The organism is Bradyrhizobium sp. SZCCHNS1022 (assembly GCF_032484835.1).
Lineage (GTDB): Bacteria > Pseudomonadota > Alphaproteobacteria > Rhizobiales > Xanthobacteraceae > Bradyrhizobium.
Genome location: NZ_JAUETT010000005.1, coordinates 430,319 through 446,797 on the forward strand (window position 1 = coordinate 430,319; position 16,479 = coordinate 446,797).

The following is a 16,479-nucleotide window of genomic DNA, read 5'->3' on the forward strand; positions in this document are numbered from 1 at the left end:
GATTTCGAGCGGGACATGCTGATCGCATCACTCGGGCACGATGTGCCGCGAGACTGCAGAGCTGCGCGTTCTTGCGAGTGTGCTGTCGGGTGGTCGGTCGGAGGTCTCTTGGGAGTGACTGACGGTGGCCTCTTCACGCTGTTTGGCGCGCGCAATAGGAGATGACGCGGACCGGCGTTCAAGCCGCCTTCGACGCGCGGGCCCCGAAGCGAACCAACAACTCCTCGACCTCGGACGCCGGCTTGGCGGCGCTGAACAGGAAACCCTGCACCTGGTTGCAGCCTTCTGCCCGCAACCAGTCGAGCTGGTCGATAGTCTCCACGCCCTCGGCTGTGGTGGTGATGTTGAGGCTGCGGCCGAGCCCGGAGATCGCGCGGACGATCGCAACGCAGTCGGCGCGATGCGCGAGATCCTTGACGAAAGACCGGTCGATCTTGATCTTGTCGAACGGGAAGCTGCGGAGATAGCTGAGGCTCGAATAGCCGGTCCCGAAATCATCCATCGAGATGCTGACGCCGAGCTGACGGAGCTGGTGCAGGGTCGCGAGATTGGCCTCGGTCTCCGCCAGGAAGATCGATTCGGTGATCTCCAGTTCGAGCCGGGTCGGTGTAAGTCCGGACTGCGCCAACGCCGACACCACCATCTGGACCAGGTTGCGGCTGCGGAACTGCACCGCGGAGAGATTAACCGCCACCTTGACGCCGTCGGGCCATTTGGCGGCTTCCCTGCAGGCTTCGCGCAGCACCCATTCGCCGAGCGGCACGATCAATCCGATGTCTTCGGCCACCGGGATGAAATCGGCGGGCGAGACCATGCCCTTGTCAGGATGGCGCCAGCGCAACAGCGACTCGAAGCCGCTGATACGGTTCGACGCGACATCGACGAGCGGCTGATAATGCAGCTCGAACTCGCCATGAGCAAAGGCCCGGCGCAGATCGAGCTCGAGGTCGCGGCGCTTTTGCGCCTGGCGATGCATCTCCTTGTCGAAGAAGCGGTGGACACCACCGCCTTCCTGCTTGGCGCGGTACAAGGCCATGTCGGCGTTCTTCATCAGCTGTTCGCTGGTCGAACCGTCGCTGGGCGAAACTGCAATTCCGATCGAGGCGCCGACCACCAGCTCATCGCCCTCGATCTCATAGGGTGCGCTCAGCACGTCGATCAGATGTGCGGCGAATTCGCCGGTTTCGCTCTGCGGTCCCGCATCGCTCAGGATCATCGCAAATTCATCGCCACCAAGTCGCGCCGCCAGATTGCCGCCGCGAACTTCCCCGCTCAGCCGGTTAGCAACCGCCTGCAGCAGACGGTCGCCGACCGGGTGTCCGAACGAATCGTTGACGTTCTTGAACAGGTCGAGGTCGATGCACATGATCGCAACGCATTTGCCATTCGCGGCGCCCTGTTCCAGCGCCTGCTTCAGGCGTTGCTGGTAGAATTCGCGATTGGGCAGATTGGTCAGCCCGTCATGATGCGCCATATAGGCGATGCGAGCTTCGGCCTTGCGGCGCTCGGTGATGTCGACGATGGCAACCAGAAAGCCGTCGCGGCCGTCGAACGGGACCTGCCGCCCGTAGGTCAAGACTTCGATCTCGGTGCCGTCGGCCTTGAGGTGGCGCCAGTCGCGATGAAATTCATCCGTCTCCGCGAGCAGCTCCAGCGCATCGTCCAGGCTTTCCCATTCGCCGGGCGGCCAGAGCTGCCAGATCGTCTTGCGCAGAAACTGCGCGCGGGCGTAGCCGTAGTGACCCACGGCAGCGTCATTGACGTTGAGGATTTCCGCGGTCTTCCGGTCGAAGATGCACATCGGCACCGGATTGGTATCGAACAACAGGCGGAACGAGGCCTCGCGGCGCTTCAGCGCCGTGACGTCGGCAATGGTCAGCGAGACGATGTCGCCGAAGGCATGCGCGCCGAGCCGCAGATTGCGCTCGTCGCTGTCGACTTCGAACTGATCGTGGCCGCCGCGCGAAACCACGTCGAACAGCCGCGCCACGACTTCGTCGGCGCACAGGATGTTGCCGCCCTCCTTCAGACGGCTCCATTGCAGGCGCGACGATGGCAGCTTCAGATGCTTCGCGGCCGACTGGTTGTGGTGGACGATCTGGAAATCGGACGGCGCGCCGGCCGCGTTGCGGATGGTCGCCAGCGACACCACGCCATCCTCGCTGGTCGAGAAGATCGCATCGAGCAGATTGTACTGCGCCGCCCGTTCGTTGACGTAGGTTCCGATCAGGATGCTGCCCCAGCGCGAGCTGGTCGGCATCGCCAACACATCGTAGGTCCGCACCATGCCGTCGCGCACACAATGACAGGCGGCAAGATAGGGACGCCCGCTCGCCAGCGCGCAGCTCGCGGCTTCGCTGAGGGCCGTCGCGCAGTCTGGCGGCACGAGGTCGACCGCGATGTCCCAGCGCTCGTCCTGGAGCCAGAGCTGCACATAACGGCCGGTGCGGGAGATCTGCAGCGCACCGTTTTCGTGCTTCAGGACCGCGATGTGATCCGCCAGGCGGCCGAGACTGCCGAGCATCACGTCTTCGTAACGCGGCAGCGCCTGCCCGGGCTTCAGTGCGGCTTGCCATTTGCGCTGGAGGACGGGGATATCCTCGAACAGATCATGATTGATCTTGGCGGACGGCTTCTTCTTGACGGCACTCATACATTCCCCACGCAATTCCGCACGCGCAAGCGCCTTTCAGCGCAAGGGCCGTTGCCCCGAACGTCCTGCCCCACGAGCACTCCCTCCCAGGAAGCCAGGCCGAAGCGGCCCCAAGCTTTGCGAGCGCCAATGCCTTGCGTTGTTCGCATAGCGAAGTCACGTCACGACCACGCACTGCACAAGGTTGGCGTTACCGGTATCCAATGAGGGGTGACTTAATGCTGTGTAAAAATGCAAACAATTCCTGCGCAAACCAGCAATTATGACAGTTTTAAGTCGATCGATGGTTATTGCAGTTTAACTACCAATCCATACCGAACTGGCATCTTCTGCGTGCTGGTAGTACGCGCGAAAACCCTGCGCTTAGCGCGCAATCACTTCGACTTCGCCGTCGACGCCGTTCACGACGGTGAAGGTGCGCTCGTACACCTTGCCTTCGTTCTTCGCGATGGCGCGATACTCGCCCTCCGACAGCACGACCTTCGGAAAGGCGCCGATCGATTCCTTGATCACGTCGCCGCCGGGGTTGATGACCGACCACGCCGTGTTGGCAAGTGCCTCGCCGCCATTGTCGGACACCAGCTTCAAGGTGATCACGGCGGCGCGGTGTGTCACCGTCACATCGGTGAGCTTGCCGGCTTGCACGCGGATATCGGAACGCACCACCGAATTGGCGTCGCCGTAGTTGGAGACGATGTAATAGGTGCCTTCGGGCAGCAACAGCACGTCGCCCGCCGCCACGCTCGGCACCAATGGCGGCCGGTCCCCGCCTTCGAACTGGCTGCCCTTGTAGATCGCAAACGACAACTGGTTCTGCGGGATCTTGCTGCTGCCGACACGTCCCTCGAGCCGCAACCCGCCGGCCGGCAGCACGAAGGCTTCCCGGTCGGTCTCCGGCTTCAAGCTCACGGTGCGCATTGCGCTCACCAGTCCGAGCGAGACGTGGACGACGTAGTTGCCGGGCGGCAGCGTGATGTTCGGGCTCGCAGTGCGATCTTCCCGCAGCATCTTGAAAGTGCCGGTCTCGTCAGGCCGGTCCGCAAACACCCGCCAAACCAGGCCGCCATTGATGGCGGGCTGGTCCTTGCCGTAGCGCGCCGACAGCGACAGCACGCCCTGGCTGGGCGCGCTGGGCGGCTGTCCCGGCGGCACCGTTGCAGGGGCTGCGACGGGCGGCACCACCGCGACCGAGGGAGGCGTGGCCGGCATGGGCGGCGGCGGTGATCCGGCCCCCGGGCCTGAGGGCGGGGCCAGACTGACGGCAGCGCCCGGATCCGGCACTGCGGCCGGGGGCACCGGCGGCGGGCGGTCGGTAAAGAACTGTGCCGCAGCCGGGCTGCTCGCAACGGCGCCGAGCAGCGCGGCCCCGGCCAAAACCGCGGCGTCGAGCCGCAATAGGCCTCTGCCGCGCCGGTCTGAAGTGGTGCCGCCACGTTTCGTCATCATTGTCCTGCTTTTCACCGAAAACGCGGCGAATTCAAGCCTGTGTCGCCACGGTGGCCGCGGAGCCCACGCCTTTCGGGCTCAGCGCTCACATCTTCGTGCATTCCCCTGCCCTGAGGCTCGGCACGATGCTGTCTGGCAGCGGGAGGGCTTGCGGGAACTCCAAATCGGCGGCATCAGGTGCGCCCCCATGACGGCCGCCCCCGGAACTCGGAATTCAGGCGCCAACCGGCATAAACCATGCTTCGGATAGGGTCTGGCGAGCAGCCGGCGTGGCCGCGTAGTCTGCCGCAAGACGGACGACGAGCGTACGCCCTGGAGATGTTGTCGTGTTGGATCTGCTGATCGGGCGCCGTCAGAGCGGCACTGAAGAAAATGGCAAGGTTGGGCTTGGCGCGATCCGCAAACCGGTGATCGGTCTCGCCTTGGGTGGCGGCGCGGCGCGCGGCTTCGCCCATATCGGCGTGATCCGCACATTGGCGGCCCATGGCATCGTGCCCGACGTCGTCGTCGGCACCTCGATCGGCGCCGTGGTCGGCGGAGCTTTCGCCGCTGGTCACCTCGATACGTTGGAGGAATGGGCGCGCAGCCTGCAGGTCCGAAGCGTGCTCGGTTATCTCGACATCCGCCTCAACGGTTCCGGCCTGATTGGCGGGGAGAAACTTGCCGCGCAGCTCGAGGCCTCGCTCGGCCGTATCACGATCGAAGAACTCCCGATGAAGGTGGCCACCGTCGCGACCGAGGTGCGTACCGGCCACGAGATCTGGCTAACCCATGGCAGCCTGGTCGATGCGATGCGCGCCTCCTATGCGCTGCCCGGCATCTTCGCGCCGGTGCTGATCGGCGATCGCTGGCTGGTCGATGGTGCGCTGGTCAATCCGGTGCCGGTGTCGGCCGCGCGCGCGTTAGGGGCCGAGATCGTAATTGCCGCCAACCTATCCAGCGACGTCTTTACGCATTCAACGACGATCTATTCGCACGGCCAACCGGTCGAGGTGCCGGAAACCGTGATCGAGCCCACCGCACCGAAGCGGCGCTTCGGGAAATTCTTCTCACCCGAACGCACCGTGAAGCGGGAGTTCTTTGGCGGCGGCGGCCGACCCGGCATCTCCTCCGTGATGGTGGATGCCTTCAACATCATGCAGGACCGCATCACCCGCGCGCGGCTGGCCGGCGATCCGCCTGACCTCCTGATCACGCCACGCGTCGGCCAGATCGGCTGGTTCGACTTCCATCGTGCTTCCGACCTGATCGCGGCCGGCACCCGCGCGGCCGATCGCGCGCTGGATTCGCTCCAGGAGGCGATCGGCGTCATGACACCGCCGAACGGCGCTACGCCGTCTTGATGTACTGACGCAACGCTTCCTGCTCGTTCTCGTATTCCTGGACGCGCCATTTCACGACGTCGCCGATCGAGATCAGGCCAACGACGAGGCCGCCCTCGATCACCGGCAGATGCCGGAATTTGCCGAGCGTCATGGTCTCCATGATGGCGGCGACCGTATCGGCCGGCCGACAGCTCACGACACGGCGCGTCATGATGCTGGAGACCGGCTCGCTGAGCACGTCGGCGCCCCGCTCGCCCAGCGCGCGGACGATATCGCGCTCGGACAGGATGCCTTCCATGCGCGCTCCCGTCATCACCAGAACAGCGCCGATCTTGCGCTCAGCCAAACGCTTGGCGGTGTCGGCGACACTGGTTTCCGGCTCGACGGTTTCAACGTGATGGCCTTTGGTATCGAGAATTGCGCGTACTGTCATGGACCGTCTCCTTGAGAAGCCGATCCCGCCCTTCTTGCGAGGCGGCTGCGGCTTGGCGTTGCACGAGTCTTAATCAACAGTCGGGCGCTGCACGCATTTGCAGCCGAGCGAGGGAGGCCGGCGCCTATCCGCATACGACGCTGCCGCCCGCTCGTGTGGGGCCTTTTTTACCCGCTTCGCGAGTTCTTGATGATGAATGAAATCGCCTGCTATCGCAAGCACACGATCACTGCAGCTCGCGCTCAGGAGCTTCCGGAGACGACGCAGGTGCAACATCCCGCGTGTGCGACACGGGATCAAACAGCGCGAACAGGATCAAGCCGGCGAAGAAGCCGCCGATATGCGCCTGCCATGCCACGCTGGCGCCATCGGTCCCGATCGAAAGCGACCACACGCCGAAGACGATGTTCACGGCGAACCAAACGCCGAGGAAACCGAGCACCCGCGGATTACGCAGCGCACGCGACAGCGACAGTGCGGGAACTTTGGCCGCCGCATCCGCGTCGCCGCGACTGAAGGACAGGAAGCTGCCTTGCACAAACGCAAAGCGCATCGCGGCTGCCATGGTGCCCGAAACGGAAGCCGAGGCGCCGATCATCGGCGCGATTTCGTGCTCATGCGTGAGCAGGTGTGCCAGCGCACCCGCCGCGGCCGTCACGGCCATGAACAGGAAGAACCTCAGAGCACCGAAACGACGCGCCAATGCGCTGCCGAACGGCAGCAGCCAAAGCACGTTGAAGGCTATGTGCGTGAGATTGGCGTGCAGCAACGAATAGGTGACGAAGGTCCAGATCTTGGCCCCAGCGCCACCAGGGAAATCCACGTCCATCAATGTCGAATCGTAGCGCTTGGGGATGAAGCCGAACACATCGACGGTCCAGTTCTCCCACTCGGGGGGTAGCAGGACGCGCAAATGGATCACCGCGATCAGAAGCACATAACTGGTCAATGCGCCGGGCAGCGTCAGGATCGGCTCTCGCGGAGTATCCGGCGGGAGCTCTTGCAAGAGGTCTGGCGACGATTCCAAGGGGCGGACGCCTTCAGCGTGTGGATCGGAACGTCCAGATAGGCGGCTTTGGCTGCCTTGCGCAAGCGCACAAGCTGTCCGTTGATCGCATGGCGATAGGCCAAAGAAATAGGGAGGGCTCTGAGAAAGCCCTCCCTGCTTGGCTCTGCCGGTCTTAAGCCCTCGGGGAGCCGTCGGGATCCGATCCCCACCCCTCCCCGTCGCATGACCAGACTATTTGACGCCGCCTCGTGTCTTCGCTTCACCGTGTCGCGCCGGACCTTCCACCTTCCGGCGCGGGCCTGATACGCACGATCTTACGTGTTGTTCCGCTGCCGCCAAGCACATCGTTAATTTAACCTTAACGCGCGGAAGCCCCAGGGAAACCAGGCACAATCAGACCATCGGCATAGACGCTGCAAAGCCCCTCCTGCACAACACTCCAACGAGCCGCCTGGCTGAAAGCAGGACAGAGATGTCCCCGCTTGATCGCGGGGCGGGAGGGCCATCGAGATGAAACATCCGTCCAACCGCGATTTCTTCGCCTACTGGAACGCCCAGCGCGGCTTTGGCCGGGCCCCGGACCGTAGCGAGATCGAGCCTTCCGCGGTCCGCGAGCTGCTTGGCGATATTTTCGTGCTGTCCTGCGACGCTGAGGCGGGCTTCCCGTTCCGGATGGCCGGAACGCGACTCTGCGCGCTGCTCGGCGGCGATATGAAGGATAAAAGCTTTCCGGCGCAGTTCGCACCGGAAAGCCGCAGCGAGATCCAGGAGATCGTGACGGTCGTTTCCGAGGAGATGCTGCCCGCGATCGCCGGCGTGACGGCACCTTCGCCCGACCGCTCGCGGATGCATCTCGAACTGCTGTTGCTTCCATTCAACACTCGCGCGCACGAGCCGATCAGCCTCACCGGCCTGCTCGCCCCGTTCGAGCGACCGCAGGGCACGCTGGGCCCGCTTGAGATCGTCTCCTGGCGCTATATCCAACCGCCACCGGAGCGCATCGTGCCGCGCGCCCTGCGCAAGCTGGCGCTCGCGCGTGGCCTCATGGTCTACGAGGGCTTGCGGTAGATCAGCTCGCTGCGTGTTGAGCCCGGCACGCTGGGGCATTCCGATGGTATGCTGGCAAGAACCGCGATGAGCACACCTCATCGACCGGATGATCAGCTTTGACCGACCCGACCCGCGTCTATCCCTCGTTGCACGGCTGCCGGTAGTATCCTGTAACGCCGCATTAACCCTGCAAGACGTAGGGTCATGTGATCCCGCAGAGCCGGCTTGAGTGGCGAAATATGGCGTTGCCGAACAAAAAACTGACTCTTCCGGCCGCCGAGGAGCGTCGCCGCTTCCAGAGGGTGAAGGTTCACCTGCTCGGCCGTTATATGCTGCCGGATCGCCGCGAATTCCCTTGCCAGGTGATCAACATGTCGCCAGGCGGACTTGCCCTGCTGGCCCCCGGCATCGGCAATGTCGGTGATCGCGTCATCGCCTATCTCGACCATATCGGCCGCGTCGAGGGCAAGATCACCCGGATCATCGACAACGGCTTTGCGATGACGATCGGGGCGACCGCGCGCAAGCGCGACAAGCTCGCCGCACAACTGACCTGGCTCGCCAACCGCGACATCCTCAATTTGCCGGAGGACCGCCGCCACGATCGTATCGTGCCGCGGAATCCGATCGCTGTGCTCACGCTCGATGACGGCACCAAGATGACCTGCCGCATCATCGACCTGTCGCTGTCTGGCGCCGCGATCGCTGCCGAGACCAAGCCTCCCTTGAAGTCGCAGGTGATGCTCGGCCGTGTGGCTTCGCGCGTCGTGCGCAATCTCGAAGACGGCTTCGCGATCGAGTTCGTTCATCCGCAGCTCGCAGACACGCTCGAAGAGAGCGTTAGCGCGCGGTAAAGCGAAGCCCCTCCACATTCCGCCAATCTCGGAAGACAACCAGGGCCGGCCCACGCCGACTGCTGGTTGTTGCGCGCATCCACTTCCGTCACGGCGTGGGCAAAGCGGGCGCATCTCGGCGGGAGGAAAAGCAGCAAGATCAACACGATCCGGCTCGATCCGACGCATTTTAATCAAATAGAGTCCTTTCAAATTTTAATCAAATAAGCTTCAAGTAAAGCTCGAATGAGATTTTAGTTTTACTTGGATTCGTCTCAAATCTACTTTGACTACTTAGCTGCCGGGCAAAATCTTTGTGCGACACGTGGGCCCAACGATAACGGGGGCCACAATGGTCAAGCGGACGGGACTGAGGATCGGATTGGCGGTGGGAGCCATCCTGTTAGCAATGGGCGCTGCAGCGCATGCCGGGGACGACCGGGTGCTCTACGCAAGCCTGGGCGACACCACGCGCGCGCCGATCGGGTGGATCGAATTCTGCACTGAGAATGCCGAGGAATGCCGCGGCGGCCCGTCGCAAGCCCGCGACATCGTCCTGTCGCAGACGGCTTGGCGCGACCTGTTGAAGGTCAATCACTGGGTGAACGAGAACGTCAAACCGCTGACCGACATGGATCACTGGGGCGTGGTCGAGAAATGGTCCCTGCCGACCGACGGCTATGGCGACTGCGAAGACTACGTGCTGCTGAAGCGCAAGCTCCTGATCGACGCAGGGTGGCCGCGCGAGGCCCTGCTGATCACGGTGGTGCGCGACCGCAAGGGCGAAGGCCACGCGGTGCTGACCGTCAAGACCGACAAGGGCGAGTTCATTCTCGACAATCAGAATGAGAACGTGGTCGCCTGGACCGAGACTGGCTACCGCTTCGTCAAGCGGCAATCGCAGAGCGATCCCAACGTGTGGGTCTCGCTGGGTGATGGCCGGCCGGCAGTGGCCACCGCCAGCGCCAAGGAGCGCTGATAGTAAGTCCTGCGATCTATCGCCACGAGATACGAGTTACGCGACCCGGTCACATCCCCACCCCTCCCCGTCCCAGACCGGTTCGCGCGCGGCCAGCTCTCCCCCAAGGGCTGGCCGCAACTTTTTTCGGCCTTGCTTTGAACGTATGGCGTGGATTGGCGGCTGATCCGCAAGCTCAGCCTTGAAATTTCACATCTCGGACGTCTTAGGTTGGGCATGAAGATATTGCGAAGCGCAATGCTATTCGCTGCGGCGGCGACCCTGTCGAACTGCTGCCTCTCCTCCACGAGTTGCAACGCGCCGCTGGCGGCCGCGGGAGCCCCCGTGCAGGCGACCGCTGCTCCGGTCGCGGCTGCCGCGCCGGACTGGGACGGCTTCAGCGCGCCCCAAGCGGCCGCAATGGAGACTGACCCCATTGCGGTGCAGCCGCAGCGCAAGCAGGCTAAGCGCAGGGCTGACGGCGTCGATGTCATGTCAGCGCGATCCAGCACCGGCTACCGCAAGGATCCCGACTTTGAAGAGCAGCAAGTGCTCGATCAGGCTGACGAAGACCGGTTGAAGCAGAAACTGATCATCTGCCGGAATTGCTCCTCCGCCCAGTAGCCCCTCCCGTCCCTGGCGCATTGCAACTCATGCGGACGGCGAGGGACTGACGGTTTTTTCATACCGTACAACCGTCCTGCAGCCGCGAATTGGGGCTTGCAGGCATCTCCTTTGTCAGATTTGCTAATAGAAGCTTACCAGTGCAGGGGCGACAGCGGCCCCCGCGGATGTCGAAGTTGCTTTTCGTAGTTTCACCCCGCTTCGATCCGGGGGCATCTGAGGCGCTTTTCGATAGGTTGGTTTCCGATGCATCCTTTGACGCGCGATACCAGACCACAGCTTCCCAAATCAAATGCCCTTCCGCTGATGGGCGCTCAGCCGGTCGCACTCGCCGCCGCAACGTTGCTGATGCTGGTGGCCGGCATGGGCGCGATCGCGCTGTGGCGTGCCTATGGCGGAGCGTCGCCTGAGCTCGATCGCACTGCCATCGCGCGACAGGTACAGGCACACACAGCGCAAGTATCCGAGCAACTGGTGGAAAAGACCAAGGGCCTCGAAGCGACACAGCAGGAATCCATCGATCAGCTGCAGATGGTGCAGGATCAATTGCAGACCTTGCGCCACCTTCTGGCTGCGCAGCAAGCCGACACCAAGCGGCTCTCGGACCAGGTCGCCTCACTGACTGACGCCGTCAGCGGTCTGCGACAGTCCTTTGCGAGCGTGCAGAGTGCCGAGCCTTCAGAACCTGCGGCCCGCAACAGAGCGGTTCGCACCCGCGCTCATGCCAGCCGGAGCGTGCATCGTCACCGGCGAAGCCGGACCTGAAAGTCAGGAGAAGAAGCGCCACCGAATTTTCCCGGAACTTTGTGAACTGTTTCACAGATGACCGCAGGCTTTCGGTCCATCCTGAACTCACCGGATGGCGTTAGCCAATTTCAGGATGGCGCAGGGCCAATTTTAATGTCCGGGGCTGGCAAGGTCGTTGGCGGCATACTGCGCCAGCGGCCTTGTTTTTTGCCAGTTCCCTATTTGCCCTGCCAACCGCGGCAGCGGGGTGGCGTCTCTCGCCCTGGTGACTTGCCTTTCGGGAAATTTTCTTTGCTGAATGCGGCTCCCATCTGGAGAGGAGCCCCCATGACTGCCGAGCTTGCACCATCCGATGTCATCGGACTGACAACATCCGCTCCGTTCTCCCGACGCGGATTCATGAGCGCCTCTGCCGCGGTGGCCGCTGGCTACACGCTGGCCGCCGGCCCCGTCCGCGCCGAGGTCATCACCACCGACACTAACGGACTCAATGCCGGCGACGCCAAAATCAAGGTTGCCGACGGCGAGATGCCGGCCTACTTCGCGCGGCCGACCAACGCCAGCAATCCTCCGGTGATCCTGGTCGCGATGGAGATCTTCGGCCTTCACCAATACATCAAGGACGTGACGCGGCGGCTTGCCAAGCTTGGCGCGTTCGCAGTCGCGCCCGATTATTACTTCCGCAAAGGCGTCGATCTCACCAAGATCACCGACATGCAGCAATTGCTGCCGATCGTGAACGCAAAGCCGGACGCTGAACTCCTCTCCGATCTCGACAGCGCCGTGGCCTGGGCCAAATCGCAAGGTGGCGATACTTCGCGCCTCGGCATTGTCGGCTTCTGCCGCGGCGGCCGCACGGTCTGGGAATATGCCGCCCACAGCAGCGCACTGAAGGCCGGGGTCGCCTTTTATGGACCGCTGGTTGATCCACCAAATCCTGCCTGGCCCAAGAGCCCGACCCAGCTTGCGGGGGACATGAAAGCGCCTGTGCTCGGCCTCTATGGCGAAGCGGATACCGGCATCACGGTAGCGCAGGTGGAAGCGATGAAGACGGCGCTGGCCGAACACCACAAGACTGCGGAGTTCAAGATCTATCCCGGGGCTCCGCACGGCTTCCACGCCGACTATCGTCCAAGCTATCGCAAGGAAGCAGCGGAGGATGCCTGGAATCAGATGCAGAGCTGGTTCAAGAAATACAACGTGCTCGGCTAAACGTTCTCGGGAAGCGAAAGGCACCGATAGCGAAGGCACGGCGCGCGGCGGACGAACTGCGCGCCGTCTGCCGATCTAGCGCAGACGGGAGCTGCTCCGGCGCGCTTTCGTCGACTGCTCGACCTCCCACATCATCCAGACCAGGGCGGCGCCGAGGCTGACGACGATGCCGAGAAATAGCAGCGTAAGTTCCGGGGATGTCATCGACAATCATCATTCCCGTTTGTCTGCAAGCTGCATACCAGCACCCGGCGAGCTTCACGCCGGGATACCAGCATCAGGCCAACGCAAATCAGAGATGACCGGCGTCAGCCCGTGACGACGCGCTCCTGATCACTCGCAAACTTCGACACGCCGATAGCGCCAGCCATGACGCGTATGCACCCGCTGGCGCACCACGTAGCAACCGCCATCACCCTCATAGTCATAATAGTAGGGGTAGTAACCGCCGTAATAGCCGTAATAGTAGGGATAGCCGAAGCCAAAGGCGAAGCCCGGACCGAAGCCATGGTGGAAGCCGCCGTGGTGAAAGCCACCGGGATGGAAGCCTCCGACCCCACCCTGGAAACCGCCGCCGCGCGGACCTGCGAAACCTCCAACATGGCCGCCGAAGCCACCACCGTGGCCTCCAAAGCCACCACCATGGCCGCCTGCGGCCAAAGCGACCTCAGGCGAGGCCATTGCAAGTGATGCTGCTGCCAGCAGCCCAACCATCGTCTTGCGCATCAACACACCCTCTCCAAACACACGCGTTGCGATGATCCCGTCACCGCAATGGACCCTTACTTAGAATGTATTTGGAACGGGCGTCGGGCATTCCTACTCACATCTGCGCGACGGACCGGCAACATTCAGCAACCGCGGCAGATGCTTTTCACCTTGCGATCGATCGCCTGATCCTCTGCCTTGATTGTGTCATCAGTCGCCTGTCCCGCGGCACCCTGCCCCGCGCCTGGTCCGGCGCCAGTGGTGACACCAGCTTGCGAATTGCCGGACGCTCCCGATGACGATCGTCCAGACGACTGAGCCGTGCCTGAGCTGTTGGTGCCGGGCTTCGGAGGCGATGCAGATTTAGATGAGTTACCGGCCCCGCTGGGGTCATGACCTGAATTATTGAGGCTGGCTGCGTTGGCAGGCCCGGGTGGAATGCCGCTCGACGCAGCCGATCCCGTACCTGCCGAGCCGGCGCTCGGGCTGCCGAAAGCACTCGGACTGCCGGCCGACGGTCCGCTGGCGGAAGCACCTGTGCTCGTGCCACTGGCGCCGCCACCACCAGCTCCGCCTGAACCACCACCTCCGCCGCCCCCACTGCCTTGTGCGAAGGCCGTTGTCGATCCGGCAAGAATGGCAATCGCAACGAATGTCCCCAACGAAGATATCGTCATCTGGCGAACTCCCTTTGCCGTGCAACGGTCGGGAGAGCGCCCCGTTCCGGGAACAGATCAGTATCGAGGGCGATTGATACTGCAAGGAAGCAACGGTCCGTGCACAACCTGAGCGCTCTCGACGAGGATATTTGGATGAGCACAAGCAAGGGCCTCTCGATCAACACCGAGCTTGCAGGACTTGCCGAGGCGATGTCTTCGATTGAGCGAGAAGTACGGCTTGCCGCGACCTCACACGCTTTGCATTGAGGTCAGAGGTGCGGCGCGCTTTGGTAGTGACGATCAGAACCGAGAGAAACAGGGACTAGGACAATAGGACATGGTGACCACCGACCCGGATCCGTTCGAGCAGGGCCAGCGCGCCGCGCGCGAGAGCATTCCAGCCGAGGCCAATCCCTACCAGGAAGGCAGCGAACAATATGCCCTCTGGGCCGCGGGTCACGAGCGTGTCGCTACGGCGGTCGAAAGGAACGAGAGCGAAGGGACCTGACGACGATTTCGTCAGCCGATCTTCTTCAAGCCTTTGCCATAGCGCTGGCCATTGGCGACATAGAAGCGCGCAGCGCTTCCCATCTTCTGGACCTGCGCCGGTTCGAGGGTGCGGATCACGCGCGCCGGGGCGCCGATGATCAGCGAATACTCGGGAAATTCCTTGCCTTCGGTGATGACCGCTCCGGCGCCGACCACGCTGCCCCGCCCGATCCGCGCCCCGTTCATCACGATCGATCCCATTCCGATCAGCGCGTCATCCTCGATCGTGCAGCCGTGCAGGATCACATTATGGCCGACCGTGCAATTCGTCCCGATCCGCAGCGGAAATCCCAGATCGGTGTGACAGGTGGAATTGTCCTGGATGTTGGCCCCCTCGCCGACCTCGATCCATTCATTGTCGCCGCGCAGCACCGCGCCGAACCAGACCGTCGCCGCATTCAACAGGCGCACGCGACCGATCACCGTCGCGCTTTCGGCGATGTAGTAATTTCCGTTTGCCGGAAGCTCGGGCGCCTGCCCGTCGAGCTCGTAGATAGCCATCAAGCGTCTCCTTCAAGGAGACGACCTTGGCACAGCCCACGCAAAGTTTTCAAGCAAGCGCGACGCCTCATGAGGGAAGGCGGAACTAGATCAATCCGGCCGCGCGCAATGTCATCACAAAGAAGGTGCCTGACATCATGCTCCAGAAGCCGGCGATGACGGTCGCCATCATCACGAACTCGAAGCGTCGCCGCTCGATGCGGGCTCCACGCAGCGTGTTTCGCATGATGATGAACGGCGCCGCGAACACCAGGAACGGTACGGCCGCGAAGCGCTGAGGCGTCACGCCCTGCTGTAGAAGTTCGAAGCCGGCGGGGCGCTCTGCCCAGGCCTGGTAGGCGCTCGTCAGCGCGCCGGCGAGCGCAAAGCCGATCAAGAGCGAGAACAGGGAATTGAATGCCTCGACCGACATTGCAAACGCACCCACGTACATTTCAGGACTGCCGACCGTCGGTTTCGCAAAAATCGGGGACCGGCGCCAGATTATCCTTAAAGAAAGGTTAATACCGGCTGCGCTTGGCGTGGCGGTTCACCTTGCAACATTTGCGGGTGAAGTTCTCCGGAATGCCACGCCTCCGTGGCATAGTCCGCGCTGATTCGATCCGGAGCCTTCTTTCGCTGATGACGATGTTTTCGGCAAACCAACGCCGCAGCCGCACGATGGGCGCCCCGTTGAGCCGTTACGCCCACGCCCTGCCGATCGCGGCGGGGGGACTGCTCGCGACCGCGGCACTCGCCCTGGTCGCCTATCTGCTGTGGCCGACCTGGGGCGCGGCCCCGTTGAAAGGCCCCGATCAGCTGCCCGTCAGCGTCGGCGGCACACTGTTCAACGTCCCGACCGCGGCGGTCCGCATGAAGATCCAGCGCCATAGCGGACCACAGGAACGGGTCGATCTCGGCTTCGCCTATCCCTCGCTGTCCGCACCCGAGACGCCACGGCATGTCAGCGTCGAGCAGCTGGACGAGGGACCGCAACCGATCGACCGCATTTTCGTGTCAATCGCGGCCCATCACGACGCCCTCTCGCCGGAGACACGGTTGCGCACCATCTATCCGCGTTATCTGGATCCGGCCATCGTGTCGGTGCAGGATGGCTTGACGATGCGCAGCTTTCGCGCCGGCACGCCCTACGACAGCGAAGATCTGTTTCAGGCGGAGCAGCCGCCGCTCGCGGCTCGCTGTACGCGCGACGCGGCGACACCGGGGATGTGCTTGAGCGAGCGGCGCGTCGACGCTGCCGATCTCACCTTCCGCTTTCCGCGAAGCTGGTTGTCGCATTGGCAGGACGTCGCCGATGCAATCGAACGGCTGACGTCGCAGCTCCACCATGCCAAGGGATAAGTCGTACGGATAAGTCGCTCAGCTCGCACTGAGCCCCCAGCCGCGCCGCAAAGATCTATTCGACCAGATCGTCCTCGAGGATCGCCATCTGAAACTGGAACGAGCGATCATCGTCCTCGTCATCGACGAACAGCACACCGATGAATTCCTCACCGATATAGACCTCGGCCGAGTCTTCCTTCTTGGGCCGCGGCACCACGCGGATCTTGGGATTGCCGAACACGCGTTTGAGATACGCGTCCAACTTCCTGACTTCTTGAACGTCCACGGCTGTCTCCAATCGGCATCGAGGTTGCGGGATTTACGACGATATGGCGCGAACCGCCAGTGTCCCGATTCAACATTCCGATCCGCGCATCGGAACGCCGGACCGGAAGGACGCTGTGGATCACAGATTCACGCCGCCGAAACAAACGCGGCGACGATCAAAT

Annotated in this window: 18 protein-coding genes; 9 read left to right on the forward strand and 9 right to left on the reverse strand. The window is 62.9% G+C overall.

Annotated features, from left to right (window positions below; genetic code table 11):
* Nucleotides 1-178: 178 nt before the first annotated feature.
* Complete coding sequence (locus QX071_RS27415; protein ID WP_315728609.1) at nucleotides 179-2,653, reverse strand: putative bifunctional diguanylate cyclase/phosphodiesterase; 2,475 nt, start codon at nucleotides 2,651-2,653, stop codon at nucleotides 179-181.
* Between the two features lie 363 nt (nucleotides 2,654-3,016).
* Nucleotides 3,017-4,096: a hypothetical protein gene (locus QX071_RS27420; RefSeq protein WP_315728607.1), complete on the reverse strand. Its 1,080-nt coding sequence runs from the start codon at nucleotides 4,094-4,096 to the stop codon at nucleotides 3,017-3,019.
* A 329-nt stretch (nucleotides 4,097-4,425) separates the two neighbouring features.
* Here QX071_RS27420 and QX071_RS27425 point away from each other — a divergent pair, with 329 nt between their 5' ends.
* Nucleotides 4,426-5,442 (forward strand): patatin-like phospholipase family protein, encoded by a 1,017-nt coding sequence (locus tag QX071_RS27425; RefSeq protein WP_315705097.1) that lies wholly within the window; start codon nucleotides 4,426-4,428, stop codon nucleotides 5,440-5,442.
* On the opposite strand, the gene QX071_RS27430 is transcribed toward QX071_RS27425, so the two are convergent.
* A complete protein-coding gene (locus tag QX071_RS27430; RefSeq protein ID WP_315705096.1) occupies nucleotides 5,429-5,857 on the reverse strand; it encodes a CBS domain-containing protein in 429 nt (142 codons plus the stop codon). The genes QX071_RS27425 and QX071_RS27430 overlap by 14 nt on opposite strands.
* Before the next feature lie 226 nt (nucleotides 5,858-6,083).
* Nucleotides 6,084-6,884, reverse strand: coding sequence for a rhomboid family intramembrane serine protease (locus QX071_RS27435; RefSeq protein WP_315705095.1), 801 nt, complete (start codon nucleotides 6,882-6,884; stop codon nucleotides 6,084-6,086).
* 492 nt (nucleotides 6,885-7,376) lie between these two features.
* Between QX071_RS27435 and QX071_RS27440 the strand changes: the two genes are divergently transcribed.
* The 6 genes from QX071_RS27440 (at nucleotide 7,377) to QX071_RS27465 (ending at nucleotide 12,290) form a co-directional block, all read left to right on the forward strand.
* The gene (locus QX071_RS27440; protein WP_315705094.1) at nucleotides 7,377-7,934 is read left to right on the forward strand and encodes a PAS domain-containing protein; all 558 of its coding nucleotides are present in this window, start codon (nucleotides 7,377-7,379) and stop codon (nucleotides 7,932-7,934) included.
* A 221-nt stretch (nucleotides 7,935-8,155) separates the two neighbouring features.
* Nucleotides 8,156-8,770 carry a PilZ domain-containing protein gene (locus tag QX071_RS27445; RefSeq protein WP_315705093.1) on the forward strand — a complete coding sequence of 205 codons (615 nt, stop codon included), beginning with the start codon at nucleotides 8,156-8,158 and terminating at the stop codon, nucleotides 8,768-8,770.
* A 331-nt stretch (nucleotides 8,771-9,101) separates the two neighbouring features.
* Nucleotides 9,102-9,728 carry a transglutaminase-like cysteine peptidase gene (locus tag QX071_RS27450; protein ID WP_315705092.1) on the forward strand — a complete coding sequence of 209 codons (627 nt, stop codon included), beginning with the start codon at nucleotides 9,102-9,104 and terminating at the stop codon, nucleotides 9,726-9,728.
* A 324-nt stretch (nucleotides 9,729-10,052) separates the two neighbouring features.
* Nucleotides 10,053-10,331: a hypothetical protein gene (locus QX071_RS27455; protein WP_315705091.1), complete on the forward strand. Its 279-nt coding sequence runs from the start codon at nucleotides 10,053-10,055 to the stop codon at nucleotides 10,329-10,331.
* Between the two features lie 246 nt (nucleotides 10,332-10,577).
* The gene (locus tag QX071_RS27460) at nucleotides 10,578-11,096 is read left to right on the forward strand and encodes a hypothetical protein (RefSeq protein WP_315705090.1); all 519 of its coding nucleotides are present in this window, start codon (nucleotides 10,578-10,580) and stop codon (nucleotides 11,094-11,096) included.
* A 381-nt stretch (nucleotides 11,097-11,477) separates the two neighbouring features.
* A complete protein-coding gene (locus QX071_RS27465) occupies nucleotides 11,478-12,290 on the forward strand; it encodes a dienelactone hydrolase family protein (RefSeq protein WP_315705464.1) in 813 nt (270 codons plus the stop codon).
* 75 nt (nucleotides 12,291-12,365) lie between these two features.
* Here QX071_RS27465 and QX071_RS27470 read toward each other — a convergent pair whose 3' ends face one another.
* Together QX071_RS27470 and QX071_RS27475 are read right to left on the reverse strand one after the other, a co-directional pair.
* Nucleotides 12,366-12,500, reverse strand: a complete 135-nt coding sequence (locus tag QX071_RS27470) for a hypothetical protein (protein ID WP_315705488.1) — start codon at nucleotides 12,498-12,500, stop codon at nucleotides 12,366-12,368.
* Between the two features lie 123 nt (nucleotides 12,501-12,623).
* The gene (locus QX071_RS27475; protein ID WP_315705089.1) at nucleotides 12,624-13,016 is read right to left on the reverse strand and encodes a hypothetical protein; all 393 of its coding nucleotides are present in this window, start codon (nucleotides 13,014-13,016) and stop codon (nucleotides 12,624-12,626) included.
* A 978-nt stretch (nucleotides 13,017-13,994) separates the two neighbouring features.
* Here QX071_RS27475 and QX071_RS27480 point away from each other — a divergent pair.
* Complete coding sequence (locus QX071_RS27480; RefSeq protein WP_315705487.1) at nucleotides 13,995-14,165, forward strand: hypothetical protein; 171 nt, start codon at nucleotides 13,995-13,997, stop codon at nucleotides 14,163-14,165.
* Between the two features lie 11 nt (nucleotides 14,166-14,176).
* Here QX071_RS27480 and QX071_RS27485 read toward each other — a convergent pair whose 3' ends face one another.
* Nucleotides 14,177-14,707: a gamma carbonic anhydrase family protein gene (locus QX071_RS27485; RefSeq protein ID WP_315705088.1), complete on the reverse strand. Its 531-nt coding sequence runs from the start codon at nucleotides 14,705-14,707 to the stop codon at nucleotides 14,177-14,179.
* Nucleotides 14,708-14,792: 85 nt separating this feature from the next.
* On the reverse strand, nucleotides 14,793-15,119 hold the full coding sequence (locus tag QX071_RS27490) for a DUF6949 family protein (protein WP_315705463.1): 327 nt from the start codon (nucleotides 15,117-15,119) through the stop codon (nucleotides 14,793-14,795).
* Between the two features lie 209 nt (nucleotides 15,120-15,328).
* On the opposite strand from QX071_RS27490, the gene QX071_RS27495 reads away from it, so the two are divergent.
* A complete protein-coding gene (locus QX071_RS27495) occupies nucleotides 15,329-16,048 on the forward strand; it encodes a hypothetical protein (protein WP_315705087.1) in 720 nt (239 codons plus the stop codon).
* 55 nt (nucleotides 16,049-16,103) lie between these two features.
* Here QX071_RS27495 and QX071_RS27500 read toward each other — a convergent pair whose 3' ends face one another.
* Entirely contained in the window at nucleotides 16,104-16,316 is a 213-nt protein-coding gene (locus QX071_RS27500; protein WP_006611186.1) for a DUF3126 family protein, read from the reverse strand.
* Nucleotides 16,317-16,479 lie beyond the last annotated feature (163 nt).

Coding starts and splice junctions, on each gene's coding strand:
- QX071_RS27420 (WP_315728607.1), bottom strand. CDS start 4,096: ATGACGAAACGTGGCGGCACCACTTCAGACCGGCGCGGCAGAGGCCTA.
- QX071_RS27465 (WP_315705464.1), top strand. CDS start 11,478: ATGAGCGCCTCTGCCGCGGTGGCCGCTGGCTACACGCTGGCCGCCGGC.
- QX071_RS27480 (WP_315705487.1), top strand. CDS start 13,995: ATGGTGACCACCGACCCGGATCCGTTCGAGCAGGGCCAGCGCGCCGCG.
- QX071_RS27460 (WP_315705090.1), top strand. CDS start 10,578: ATGCATCCTTTGACGCGCGATACCAGACCACAGCTTCCCAAATCAAAT.
- QX071_RS27440 (WP_315705094.1), top strand. CDS start 7,377: ATGAAACATCCGTCCAACCGCGATTTCTTCGCCTACTGGAACGCCCAG.
- QX071_RS27495 (WP_315705087.1), top strand. CDS start 15,329: ATGACGATGTTTTCGGCAAACCAACGCCGCAGCCGCACGATGGGCGCC.
- QX071_RS27445 (WP_315705093.1), top strand. CDS start 8,156: ATGGCGTTGCCGAACAAAAAACTGACTCTTCCGGCCGCCGAGGAGCGT.
- QX071_RS27475 (WP_315705089.1), bottom strand. CDS start 13,016: ATGCGCAAGACGATGGTTGGGCTGCTGGCAGCAGCATCACTTGCAATG.
- QX071_RS27430 (WP_315705096.1), bottom strand. CDS start 5,857: ATGACAGTACGCGCAATTCTCGATACCAAAGGCCATCACGTTGAAACC.
- QX071_RS27415 (WP_315728609.1), bottom strand. CDS start 2,653: ATGAGTGCCGTCAAGAAGAAGCCGTCCGCCAAGATCAATCATGATCTG.
- QX071_RS27490 (WP_315705463.1), bottom strand. CDS start 15,119: ATGTCGGTCGAGGCATTCAATTCCCTGTTCTCGCTCTTGATCGGCTTT.
- QX071_RS27450 (WP_315705092.1), top strand. CDS start 9,102: ATGGTCAAGCGGACGGGACTGAGGATCGGATTGGCGGTGGGAGCCATC.
- QX071_RS27485 (WP_315705088.1), bottom strand. CDS start 14,707: ATGGCTATCTACGAGCTCGACGGGCAGGCGCCCGAGCTTCCGGCAAAC.